The 12,098-nt window shown below is 45.7% G+C and carries 14 protein-coding genes; 5 read left to right on the top strand and 9 right to left on the bottom strand.

From position 1 onward, the window contains the following. Nucleotides 1–175 precede the first annotated feature (175 nt). Nucleotides 176–409, bottom strand: a complete 234-nt coding sequence (locus tag EHQ17_RS04855) for a ferredoxin (protein WP_135590114.1) — start codon at nt 407–409, stop codon at nt 176–178. An 86-nt stretch (nt 410–495) separates the two neighbouring features. Between EHQ17_RS04855 and EHQ17_RS04850 the strand changes: the two genes are divergently transcribed. From EHQ17_RS04850 to EHQ17_RS04830, 5 genes are all read left to right on the top strand, one after another. Beyond that, a complete protein-coding gene (locus tag EHQ17_RS04850; protein WP_135590115.1) occupies nt 496–1,065 on the top strand; it encodes a hypothetical protein in 570 nt (189 codons plus the stop codon). Next, entirely contained in the window at nt 1,062–2,621 is a 1,560-nt protein-coding gene (locus EHQ17_RS04845) for an FAD-dependent oxidoreductase (RefSeq protein WP_135590116.1), read from the top strand. The genes EHQ17_RS04850 and EHQ17_RS04845 overlap by 4 nt, the downstream gene beginning before the upstream one ends. A 137-nt stretch (nt 2,622–2,758) precedes the next feature. Further along, nucleotides 2,759–3,466, top strand: a complete 708-nt coding sequence (locus EHQ17_RS04840) for a hypothetical protein (protein WP_135590117.1) — start codon at nt 2,759–2,761, stop codon at nt 3,464–3,466. Nucleotides 3,467–3,518: 52 nt separating this feature from the next. Then, on the top strand, nt 3,519–3,758 hold the full coding sequence (locus EHQ17_RS04835; RefSeq protein ID WP_135590118.1) for a DUF2905 domain-containing protein: 240 nt from the start codon (nt 3,519–3,521) through the stop codon (nt 3,756–3,758). Then, on the top strand, nt 3,755–4,948 hold the full coding sequence (locus EHQ17_RS04830) for a pyridoxal phosphate-dependent aminotransferase (protein WP_135590119.1): 1,194 nt from the start codon (nt 3,755–3,757) through the stop codon (nt 4,946–4,948). Before EHQ17_RS04835 ends, EHQ17_RS04830 begins: the two co-directional genes overlap by 4 nt. A 60-nt stretch (nt 4,949–5,008) precedes the next feature. On the opposite strand, the gene EHQ17_RS04825 is transcribed toward EHQ17_RS04830, so the two are convergent. The 8 genes from EHQ17_RS04825 to gltX all read right to left on the bottom strand — a co-directional run bounded on the left by EHQ17_RS04825 (nt 5,009) and on the right by gltX (nt 12,093). Further along, entirely contained in the window at nt 5,009–6,001 is a 993-nt protein-coding gene (locus tag EHQ17_RS04825) for a M14 family zinc carboxypeptidase (protein ID WP_135590120.1), read from the bottom strand. Between the two features lie 13 nt (nt 6,002–6,014). Continuing rightward, nucleotides 6,015–6,443, bottom strand: coding sequence for an LA_2478/LA_2722/LA_4182 family protein (locus EHQ17_RS04820; protein WP_135590121.1), 429 nt, complete (start codon nt 6,441–6,443; stop codon nt 6,015–6,017). 11 nt (nt 6,444–6,454) lie between these two features. After that, nucleotides 6,455–7,183, bottom strand: a complete 729-nt coding sequence (locus EHQ17_RS04815; protein WP_135590122.1) for a flagellar motor protein MotB — start codon at nt 7,181–7,183, stop codon at nt 6,455–6,457. Further along, a complete protein-coding gene (locus tag EHQ17_RS04810) occupies nt 7,180–7,830 on the bottom strand; it encodes an FFLEELY motif protein (protein ID WP_135590123.1) in 651 nt (216 codons plus the stop codon). The genes EHQ17_RS04815 and EHQ17_RS04810 overlap by 4 nt, the downstream gene beginning before the upstream one ends. Next, a complete protein-coding gene (locus tag EHQ17_RS04805; RefSeq protein ID WP_135590124.1) occupies nt 7,827–8,972 on the bottom strand; it encodes an LIC13341 family surface-exposed protein in 1,146 nt (381 codons plus the stop codon). Before EHQ17_RS04805 ends, EHQ17_RS04810 begins: the two co-directional genes overlap by 4 nt. A 36-nt stretch (nt 8,973–9,008) precedes the next feature. Continuing rightward, the gene (locus tag EHQ17_RS04800; RefSeq protein WP_135590125.1) at nt 9,009–9,863 is read right to left on the bottom strand and encodes a DUF455 family protein; all 855 of its coding nucleotides are present in this window, start codon (nt 9,861–9,863) and stop codon (nt 9,009–9,011) included. Nucleotides 9,864–9,867: 4 nt separating this feature from the next. Continuing rightward, entirely contained in the window at nt 9,868–10,455 is a 588-nt protein-coding gene (locus EHQ17_RS04795) for an ATP-binding protein (RefSeq protein ID WP_135590126.1), read from the bottom strand. 72 nt (nt 10,456–10,527) lie between these two features. Continuing rightward, on the bottom strand, nt 10,528–12,093 hold the full coding sequence (gene gltX / locus EHQ17_RS04790) for a glutamate--tRNA ligase (RefSeq protein WP_135590127.1): 1,566 nt from the start codon (nt 12,091–12,093) through the stop codon (nt 10,528–10,530). Between the last annotated feature and the right edge of the window lie 5 nt (nt 12,094–12,098).

The following is a 12,098-nucleotide window of genomic DNA, read 5'->3' as shown; positions in this document are numbered from 1 at the left end:
GAAATCGAATCGCTGAAACCCGCAATTCCGCGACGGACCCCGAAAAACGGAAAAATTCGGAATTGGAATCCACAAAGAAGTGCGTACGTTCAAGGGAGGAAATCGAAAAATGAGAAATTAGAATATTAGAAAAAACGATTATACGTCGGGCAAAAAAATACCCGGCAAAAACGGATTATTCTCCGTCGTTGCCGATGGCTTCGACCGGACAGATTTCCATGGCTTTTTTAGCCGCGATTTCCTCTTCGGGATTCGAAGGTTGTTTATGAAAATAAACCTTTGATTCGTCGTCCGTATATTTGAGAAGCATCGGAGCTTCTTCCAAACAATCGTTGCAAGGCACACAAGTGTTATCGATATAATATTTTCCGGAAACGTTCTGTTTGACTTTATCGTTTTTGTCGGCCATGCGTTACAAAGTTAATCGAACGATTGTTTCGTCAATCCCGTTTTCAGAATTGACACCGATTCCGAGATAGGAATACTCACGGAACGATGAACGTGTTTTCAGAAAAATTCTCAAGAAGAAAACTGCTCGGTTTCGGGCTCGGCGGTCTGTTCAGCCTTTGTATCGGAGTGTTCTTCATCAAAAATTCAAAACGCTCCTCGATTCCCAAAACGTTGTTCTTCTCTACTTCCGAAGCGGAATTTTTGCAGGCGTATTCGGAGACGATCCTGCCGCAGGAAATCGGTTTTCCGGACATAGAAAAAGCGGAAGTTATACGGAGACTTGATGAGGAATTTTTTTTCGTGGATTCCGGCATCACCGACGACTTCAAAAATCTAATACTGATCCTCGAATACCTTCCGCTGATCACTGGTTATTGGAGTCGTTTTTCAAGATTAAACGAAGAGGATCGGAAACGTTTCCTGATGTCGAAGGAATCGACCGACTCGGATACGATTCGAGCTGCATTAGCAAATCTTAAAATGCCCGTCTTATTGATGTATTACGGGCACGAATCGACCTTTAAAGCCATATCATACGAAGGACCTTTCGGAAACCCTCCTGAAAAACTGAGCGAATCTAGAATCTATTACAAAAAAATCTTGGGGGAATCATGAGCGGCCGCGTTTACGAATGGAAAAATCTGGGAGAATCGAGAACAGTTCGGGCGGACGCGGTGATAGTGGGCACGGGATGCGGAGGTGCAACTCTCGCATACGAACTTTCCAAAAACGGAAAGAAGGTGGTCCTTATCGAAGAGGGAGGTTATTATCACACGGGCACATTCGATAACCGTGAATTGAATATGGCCGGTAAAGTTTCCGCGGAAAGAAACATGGCCACGGACGGAAGCGGCACGATCAACTTAGTCTACGGTAAAAACGTGGGCGGCGCCTCCGTTCATTATTGGGCGGATAGTTATAGAACTCCGGACGATCGACTCGAGTTATGGAGAAACGAATACGGAATCCACGCACACGGACCGGAGGATCTTAAACCGTATTGGAAAGAGTTGGATGAAACGTTGAACGTTCATCCGGCAAAAGAAGAATATCATAATAAAATGAATTACCTCGTACGGAAAGCGACTCAATCCCTCGGATGGGAAGGAAATCCGGTTCCGCAAGCGAGAAAAAACTGTCAGAAGTCCGGGCATTGTATGCAGGGATGTATGTTCGGGGCAAAACAAAGCCAGCTGGTAACTCATATCCCCCGGGCGATGGCGTTGGGTGCTGATATTTATGCGGATTGCAAAGCCGTAAAACTTTCTATGAAAGGGGACAAAGTGGAATTTTTGGAGGCGGTAATGATCGATCGTCCTTCCGGAAAAATATCCGAAATCGTTTTGAAATTCGAAGCTCCCGTCTTTGTGATCGCGGCCGGAGGATTCGGAAGCTCCACGTTTCTGCTTAAAAACGGATTCAAAAAGAAACTTCCCGCATTGGGAGAGTTTCTTGCGATCAACCCGTCCCCTTTCGTCCACGCCTTCTATAAAGAGCCGATCCTACAATGGAGGAATATTCCTTCCGCGTTCGGAGTGGAGGAATTTCGATTGGCTCGGTTTCAGGAAGGACGTTACGTCGAAGGCGGATATTTGATCATGGCCAATCAGCTTCAACCGGGAAGTTTAGCGGCGTTGATTCCCGGATTCGGAACCGAACACAGAGAGATGATGAAACGTTTGCCGCATTTCGGAGGAACGATCGGTTGGATCGACGACGTGCCTTCCGAACTAGGAAATATCTCGGTGAATTCCTCCGGAAAAAGAACCGTAACGTATAACTTCGGTAAGGTGACCAAGGCCGTACTTCGGGATTGTATACGAAAACAGGTTCAACTGAACTTTAAGGCTGGAGCGGAGTGGGTGCTTCTTCCCGATATGAAAAAAACGAGGATCGATTCCGAAAAGGAAACCGACAAGGTCGATTCCTTGGAACTATCGCCGGCTTCCATGATGATGGCGGCTCCTCATCCCGCAGGCGGATGCAGAATGGGAACGGACCCTTCCCGTAGTGTAGTGGACTGGAAACACAGGGTGCACGGAATCAAAAACTTATACGTCTCGGATTCGAGCGTTTTCCCGACCGGTGTTTCCGTTGATCCTAGTTATACGATTATGGCTTTCAGTAAACGCGCTTCTTCCCTCCTCTTAGAGGATTGGCCGAAATCGTAAACGCCTTCGATCAGGAAGATAACTCCGCTTTTTCGGATCTTTAACCCGAGGAAGAATAATTTCTTGCATCGAAAAGGGTTCGGTTTATTATTTTGCTCCGTCCCGGTGCAATCAAAATGGAATCGAACCCTTTTCGAATGAAATGGAAATTTTTATTTTTGATTCTTTATATCCTCGAAGGAACTTTTTTTTCGGAAAGGGAAATCTCCGCAAAGGAGGATCTGAATCAAATTTTCGAAACGATCAAACAGAACTCCCGCAATTCCATTTCCAAATTCAAAGGAATCGATTATAGGAGGGATTTGATCGTAACCGAAACCAATTCCGAAACCGGTCAAAAAATTTCCGTATCTCAGATTTCTACGCGTAGAGTGGAATATTACTATGAAAGGCCCGTGATCGTAGCGCTGAGTTACGTAAAAAACGGACAGGCGTTGTCTCCGAAGGAATACGAACCGGAAAGGGCCTCGCCTACGTATCCGATTTTCGACGATCAATCGCAGGATCACTATTCGTACCGAATTTCAGGACCGGTGACGATCCGGGATAAGTTCTGTTATGAAATCGAAGTGTCTCCGCTCCAATCCTCGCCGAGACACTTCAAAGGAAAGATTTATTACGAAAAGAATTCTCTTAAACCCTATTACCTCGAAGGCACGGTCGCAAAACGCGGATTTGGCGTTAAAAATCTTTATTTCCGAATGTTTTTGGAATTAACCAAAGAAAACGTTCCGTACGTAAAGTCCGGCGAAATATTCATCAAGTCCTACGTGCCCTTGCTAAGCCCGGAAAAGGAAACAAAGATCGAACTTCAAACCTTGGATGCGGTTCCGATCCGTAAATAAATCCGAATGCTCCTTGACCGCGCAAGCGGAAAGGATTAAGGTTTTTTAAACTATGGAATCTTTCGCAAAACCGTTTTTGATCCTCGGCGTTCTATTTTTTTTGCTCGGAATTTTTTTTCTTTATGGAAATAAATTTCCTTTCTTAAACGAACTCGGAAAATTACCGGGGGACATACGGATAGAAAAAGAAAACTTCCGATTCTATTTTCCGGTCACGACGTCCGTTCTTGTCAGCGTTTTGTTATCAGCAATTTTTTACGTCGTTCAAAAATTCAAAAGCGGTTCGCCATGAAACCGGATTTCAGTTCGAGGTTTTCCTTTCAGGAAGGAGAAAACGAATTCGCCGCCGTTTTATCCGACTTTGATCGTAACGGCGTCAAATACTTCGATCTCACCGCTTCCAATCCGACGGAAATGGGATTTCAATATCCTAGGGAAGCGATTTCCCATGCGTTTCAATCCGCGGATTGTATCGCGTATCGGCCGGATCCTCGTGGAGTTTTGGAAGCGAGAAAAACGGTCTGCGACTACTACGCGTCCAAAGGATATACCATCGATCCGGAGGATCTTTTTTTAGTTTCCTCTTCTTCGGAAGCGTATTCCTATCTATTCAAATTGTTCTGCGATCCGGGAGATTCGATCCTAATTCCCGCACCGGGATATCCCTTGTTCGAATTCCTATCCGCGATGGAAAATTTAAACCCTATCCATTACCGCACTAAAAAAGAAAACGGATGGAAGTTGAGGCCGGAGGATTTGGAACCGCAGGACCTTTCTCGAAGTAAAATTCTGCTGGTTGTCAGTCCGAACAATCCGACGGGATCGATCCTGACCAAGGAGGATTTCGCATCGATACGAAATACATTAATAAAACATAATATTCCTATGGTCATCGACGAGGTCTTTTCCGATTACGTTTACGGGGACGAAAAACACAGTACGATTCTTGATGAAAAAACTCCCGTAATAACCGTAAACGGTCTCTCCAAAAGTCTGGGTTTACCGGGTATGAAACTGTCTTGGATTCTGATAAGCGGACCGAAAGAATGGAAAAAAAAAGCGGCCGAATATCTGGAGCTGATATCGGATACTTATTTATCGGCCAATGCCCCCGTTCAAAACGTACTTCCGGAACTTTTTCGCTGGAGAAATATGATACAATCGCAGATAGTAAAACGAATCGGCAGAAATCTCGCGTATCTTCGGTCCGTTCTTGCGGGCGCGAACGTTGCCGGAAAAATTGGATCTAAAATTCCGCAAGCGGGCTGGTACTGCGTTTTGGAAAGCGCCCTTTTTTTTCCCGAGGAACAATTCGCCCTGGAACTTCTAAAAAAAAGCAGGATCTACGTCCATCCGGGAGAAATGTTCGGATTTCAGGAGGAGGAATCGTCAGGAAAAATCGTTCTCGGTCTTTTGGCGGACCCGGAGGATTTCGTCTCGGGGATCGATGGAATTTTAAATTTTTTGAATATTCAAAATTAGATAAATCAAATATTTTGAAATCCATAGCTTAGTCGCATTGGAATTCCATCTGATTTCCGTTTAAATACCCCAATCTTTCGGTTTTTTCAACCCCAAACGCACAAAATCGCGCAAGAAACCCCTGTATCGACCCACCGTTTCGATTTTGTTAAACGAAGCCGGATTAAAAATACCGCGCTTACGGAAAAGTTTGGTCGGATCCTCCTTGATATCCGACCAAGTTCCTATCTCCAAAGTGATCGGAAGAAATTTGGAACCGGAAATCGCGGGATACAAACCTTGGTATGTCCGATATTGATCGTAGAACCTATCCCAAAGATCTCCATGGGTCGTATATGTTTCGCTTTGAGGTCCGTATTGAAAATGAATATGGCCGCAATGATCCTTAAGATGATCCGCGATTTTTTGATACAAAGGAGTATCGGGACAGGGAGTTTTCGTAAAAGCGTAAGGCCACCATACGTTGTCGATCGTTCCGAAACCGGAATGCAGATCCAAAACCGGCATCACCGCGTTTTCCGTTTGAAAAAAACAATCCTGCATCAATCGAAACAACGCTCTGGACTCCGGCTCCAATCCGTTTCCCCTAAAATAAGGAAGACGATTGGAAATTTTTTGACCTCCGAAAAACGGAAGCGCTCGAACAGCTTCAACTCCGGAGTTCCTCATCAAATCCACTCCGCCGGGATTGGATCTCTGTTTTAAAACCACGCCGCCAGGATTAACGACGGGTAACACTACGATTCCCAATTTTCCTTTTTGTAATTCGGGCAAAAACCCGGTTGAATCGGGATGCAGAACGTATTCCAAGAAATCGAGAAGAACCAAAATACCGATCGTTTCCAATCCGTGAACACCGGCTACGATCCCGACTGGATGTTCTTTTAGACCTTTTTCCGTACCGATACGAAGTGCATGAATCGGAAACCGGAATCCTTCCTTTGTTTTTCGGGAGAATCCGATCTGATTCAAACTCGTCAACTTACCTCCGAGTTTGAGAATCTTGAAAAGTTTTTTGTCGTATCGATTGAGACGTTTGAGACCGCGAAGCATGATCTGACCGAAGTTAACGTTTCGACTGAATGTTCTGAAGAACGGCACAGTCGGCGGACATAACGATCACTCCTGTGCGGATTTTTTCACAAGACTCCATGATTACGGATTTAAAACAACCTCGCACGATTTGTTTGATCTTTTCAGGATCCTCGTTTGCAAGAAGATATGCGTTCGATTTGCGGAATTTATCCGCACAATAAGCCGGATTTAAACGTTCCCGAACGAGCTCGTTCGTCGATTCCTTAAGATCCGCTTTTTGATTTTCGGCGCACTCTGCCAATTTTTGACAATAAGACGAAACCAGTTCCGACGATTCCTCTCTCCATTTTTCATCGATAAGGCCGTTCGGGATGGATTGTTTTTTGCAAACGATTGAACAAAACAATAATACTCCTATCGAAACGATTTTTAAGATTCTACGTGAATTTTTTCCGTTCATAAATTTCCCGATCAATGTTGCGATTTTTTGCGGATAAAAATTTCGACCCGTTCTCCGGAAGCCTTGCCTTCCGGAGTTAATGGTGAATTCTCCGGCGCCTTGTACGAGCTCGAAGCCTCGATCGAAATCCTTTCCTTTGGTATATTATAATTTTTTGATAAAGAATCGGCTATCAGCTCGGCCCGATAAGCGTTGTATTCCCAGGCGTTGCGAAATCCCTTTTGAGCGGCCTCGTTTCCGTACGGAATCTGGACTCTAAGGGAAATGTCCACGTCCATGGCGCCGGACATCTCGGAGATTTTTTGAAAGGCGAAGTTCATGTCCTCGTCGGGACGGAACTGTCCTTCTCCCAACGAAGTTCCGAACAACACGATTTTAATCTCCTCGGTTTCCTGGATTCCGATGTTTAGTTTGGCCTTTTCCTTCAGGCGTTTTAAAGCGTAACTAACGCGCTCCCAAAAACGGTATAATTGGGTCCTCGGCTGAAGAAGCGGATCCTCTTCGATCGCGATATTGTTCCCCTGGAAAAAGGATTCACCCAAACCGAACCCTCCGCGGATTACGTCGGCAACCTGTTTTAGTTTGTTTTGATCCACTTGCGAAATCGAATACATGATGATGAACAAACCCAAAAGTAGAGTGATCATATCTGCGTACGTAAGAAGCCAGCGCTCCCGGTTTTCGTGGGATTCGTCCCTACGTCGGCTCCTTTCCAGAAGTTGTCTACGAAGACGACTCACGCTTCCTTCCTATGATCACCTAACAGTGTTTCGATGAAGTCCGTTTCCCGTTTCCTAACTTCCTCGTAAAAAGAATCGAATATGTCCGACGAAACAGGCAAAGTCGCATTATACGCCTCTTCAACGCTTTGAAACAAAGCCGAAACCCCGAGCACCGAGGCCATAAAACGCGCCGGCTTTATGAGATAGGCGCTGATAGGCTTGTGTGCGAGTTCATAAAATACTTTAAGATTCCTTAATACGATTTCGAGCTGCCTGCTTCTTTCCTTGTAATGACCCATACGGGCGTATTGGAGGTCGTATTCTTCGCGGGTAAGACGTTTTCCGTCCCAACCGGAATCCACCAATTGTTTCGCGAGGATCGTATCCAGTTCTTCCGTAAGGTTGTTGAGTTCGATGAGATATTCGATGTTTTCGCGCGAACTTTCCTTCATCATACCCTTGACTTTCTGATACGTATCCATCGCAAGTTGGAGCCAGACTTCCCTTCCTTCCAGATTGTATATCTTTTCGAAGAAATATTCCACCATCGGAATCGTTTCCTCTAAATGGAAATAACTCGCGTAAAAAACGCGGAAGCGTTCCACTTGCGCGCGTACGACTTCGGCCCTTGCGGCTTTCAATTTTTTTCCTGCGAGATCGGTCATTCTTTTCTGGAAACCAGCTCCAATTTATAAGCGGAAAATCCTTGTTGATCGCTCTGTTTTTGAACCGAACCGGATTGGCTCGGAAGATTGATCACCTGTGTCCCCATCCGCGTCGAGGAACGGAACAATACGTTCGGAGTTCCGTCCTTATCCGGAGTTAAGGAAAAACGAATTCCGTATTTATGATTTCTGCCCCAACCTTCTTTCGTGATTTCGACTAACGGAACGGACGAATTGACGTATTTTCCCGCGGAAGAAAAAACACTGGATCCCGGAGAATAAAACCTCTGCCCTTCCTTGGAAGTATCGAGGATCACTTTTCCACCGTCCGGAAAAGAAAGGGAAAGATACGTCGTTCCCGCGTACGAACCCCTATTTTTAAACCAGACGACGACTTCACCCGGAATTCCCTTTTTCCATTCCTGCGGGGCTTCCAACGAAAGCAAAGAAGGAACGGCCACCCTCGGAATATCGGGAACCATTTCCCATCCGTTGAAGATGAAATTCTGCGCATAACTACGATTTGATGGAAAGATGGTGATGTTCTTTTCGGTCTTATTGTATTCGAAATCGATCCGTTTGCTTTTAGCCAAAAACTCGTGGTCCTTCAACGATAAAAGTCCGTCTAAAATTTTACGACCTTTTCGAATCGCATACGGAACAGAAAAAAGTCCGAGCGGAGGTTCTTCGCTTAACACTTCCAAAAACAAAGTGTTAAAACCGTCTCCGGGAAGTTCTTCCATTAGAATTCTCTTAACTATGTAACCCGCTTCTTTGGATCGGGACGTTTCGGATTCACCCGGAAGCCACGACGATTTGGAAGGATCGTAGTGAAGCGGACCGATGTTCAAAAGAGAAAAGGAAAGTTTGCCGTCTAAAATCCATTCCCCGTCCTTTTTTTGAAACGTTCCCAAAACCTCCTCGGTTCCGTTGCGGACCAAAACAAAGGATTCCAATTCGGGATCTTCGTCCAAATTGCCGACTTTTTTCAGGATCACGTCCGGATTTTTGCGCTCTTCCGCGGAAAATAATAATTCGACAATCTTAGAATCGGAAGGCGTTTTGGAAGCGCATCCCGCCGCGATTCCTGAAAAAATAATGAGAAGAAAGATTTTTCTAAAACTGAAAGAGAATGGATTCATGTTCGGTAACAGAATCCGGGAGGGAAAACGGACTGTCTATGATTTTCCAGCGATCGAATCGAGGTCTAAGACCTCTTTTAAGATGCGGGAATTGACTCTGCCCGTATACTCGTCCTCGTAATTTTCCAACGCCGTTACGAATTCCCGGGAAAATCCTGCCTCGATCCTCGTATCGGGAAAGTAGTGATATCCCTTTGCGCGACGAGGAGTGAACGGAAACTCGATCAAAGAACGATAATGATCCCATTCGCCGACGTCCTCGGGCATTCGTTTTCGGATATAATCGTAACCTCTGCGAACGTGTTTGATCTCGTCTTCGTAAACCTTCCGCATGATCGCCGCTTTTTCCGAATCACCGAAACGTTCGAAAGCAAGGGTATAAATTTTGGAGAAGTCCAGATTGGCCCCTTCGAACGAGATCGCCATCACCGCATAAAATTTTTCCAGCGTGGACATCCTAGGAAGTTGTTTCCAAAAGATATAATTCAACGGTCGATCTCCCAGTTCCATTCCCCCTTTTTTCATCTCGGAAAGATATAGCCGCAAATGTGTCTGCTCTTCGAGAAGCGTTCGATACAAACCGAAACGTACGGAGCTCGGGGCGTCCTGGAATTTCAGGATCGCATACGCGAACAATTCGATCGCCATCAACTCGTGATTGGCGAAATGATGTAGAGTGACGTAACGATTGTCCTCGATAAAAAGCTGCTCCAAACGGGGGATTTTACTTTTACGATCGCTGATTTGGATCCGCTTATCACGCACCGGAGCGACGGGTAAATTAGAATATTCGGAAATTGTAATGTCTATGGGAGGATCGGCGGGTGAAAAAAGTTTATCTTCGAGAGAGGGACCGAAAAGCACCCGCTCGGCGAATTCGTTCAAGGTCATAGTTTTATGCGGGATGTTTGGAAGCGTCGAAACCGAGTTCTATGATCGAACCTTTGATGTTTTTTTCGTCCGGGTTCGTGGAAATTTTCCCTTCCCCGCAATGATACATGATCCGGAAGGAATCCATCAGGGATTGGATGATCTGCAGACCTTTTCCCGTGTTTCTGTGAGAAACTTTCGAACCTCTACACGGAAGGATCTCGCATTTTTTTTCCTGATATTTTTGGATATAGGAAATATAATCTTTGAGATTGGAAGGTTTCGTATCCGCGGGGATCGCTTCCAATTTTTCCGCCTTCAGACCGGAACCGTAATCCATGATCCACAAGGTGAATTTATGATCGCGGATGAGCCAACGGCAGATGATGGTTTCGCCGGAACTCACTTTGACGTTCGCCGAAATCGAGTTGGTCAGCGCCTCATCGGCGGCCAGTTCGATTTGGGAAATATCCTTTGCGGAAAAACGATTTTCCGCGAGGGAATTCCGTAAAGCGGAACGTAGTTCTTTGATACTGGTCAGGTCGGTGGGCAGGAACATGACGTACGATCCACCGTGATGTTTCACCAGCATTGATTCGTCCGAATCTCTCATTTGTATCTCGGCACCCGCTTCCCAGAGTAACAGCCTAAAGTGGGTGATTTGAGCAAAATATACCGCTTTTTTTCAGGAGGACAACGAAATTCCTACTTCGGCCGCGGTTTTTTCGATTCTCTGGAGGAGTTTTTCCTTCCCCAAAAGCGGAAAAAGAATCGGTAACTCCAGCCCAGCCGACTTTCCGGTGGTTGCTGCCCGGATCGGCATATAGAGAGTTTTTCCCTTTTGTCCGGAAATTTCCCCGACTTTGGACATAAGGTTCTTATAATCCTCATCGGTTTTCGGGGCTTCTTTCTTCAGCATTCCGTAGAATTCTCCGACCACTTTTGGACCGTCGCCTTCCTTCAGGAACCCGGCGGCCTCCTCGGATTGAATTCTCAAATCCGTGACGAAAAATTCCGCAATGTAGTCCGGAGCCTGCGTCAGGTTGTCCAGATACACTCTAACAGATTCGACGATCGAGGTCAGCGTCGTGTTACTCGGATTTTTTACTTCTTCCGGAATGTCCTTTCGGTCCCTAATAAAAGGGAATAGCGCTTCTAATACTTTGGATATATTCAAATCCCGAATCGTTCGATTGGACAACCAATTCAGTTTGGATTTAGGATTCATGGCTTCCGCGATTTGTGCAAGATCGGAAAAGTTCGTAACGACTTCTTCATCCCCGCCTTTCGGTTTTTTGAACACGTCGAAGGTGGAAGGGGATTTGGAACAACGATGTACGTCGAAAATCGTTTCCAGTTCGCCGCTTGTCAGAAATTCCCTTCCGTCCGGAGATGTCCAACCGAGAAGCGCCATATAATTGCGGAACGTTTCGGGCAGATATCCCAAATCGCGAAAGGCCAAAATCGAAGTGGCCCCGGCGCGTTTGGAAAGTTTTTTACCGTCCATTCCCACGATCTCGGAAGCGTGTGCAAATTCGGGAACCTCGTACCCGAGCGCTTCGTACAAAAGAATCTGCCTCGGAGTGTTGGAAAGATGTCCCACTCCTCGGATGACGTGACTGATTTTCATCAACGCGTCGTCTACCACCACCGCGTAGTTATACGAGGGAAATCCGTCCGACTTAACGATGATAAAATCGCCGATCAATTTGGTTTCGAATTTCACTTTTCCCTGAATGATGTCGTCGATGATCAAAGTTTTGGAGGGAGTTTTAAATCGGATCGAATACGGAATTCCCGCTTTGAGTTTTGCGTCCACTTCTTCGTCGGACATGTTCGCGTGTAAGCCGTCGTAAACGTAGGGAACTCCCATCGCTTCCGCTTGTTTTTTTTTGGCTTCCAATTCCTCTTGCGTGCAGAAACAACGGTAGGCTTTTTTTTCCTTTAGAAGTTTGTCGGTGTATTCCTTATAAATTCCGAGACGTTCGCTTTGAATATACGGTCCGTGATCGCCGCCCACGCCGGGTCCTTCGTCCCACTGAATTCCCAACCATTGCAAAGATTCTAATATGATTTTGAACGAATCTTCCGTGGAACGGTTTTGATCCGTGTCTTCGATCCGAAGGATGAATTTTCCGCCCTGCGACCTAGCGTATAAATAATTGAACAAAGCCGTTCTTGCTCCACCTACGTGTAAAAACCCGGTGGGGGACGGTGCAAATCTTGTACGAACTTCTTTGGTTTGGTTCATTGGAA

The sequence above is a fragment of the Leptospira gomenensis genome (assembly GCF_004770155.1).
Classification (GTDB): Bacteria; Spirochaetota; Leptospiria; order Leptospirales; family Leptospiraceae; genus Leptospira; species Leptospira gomenensis.
The sequence above is the reverse complement of the archived record's forward strand: the minus strand, read 5'-3'. Positions and strand labels throughout refer to the sequence as shown.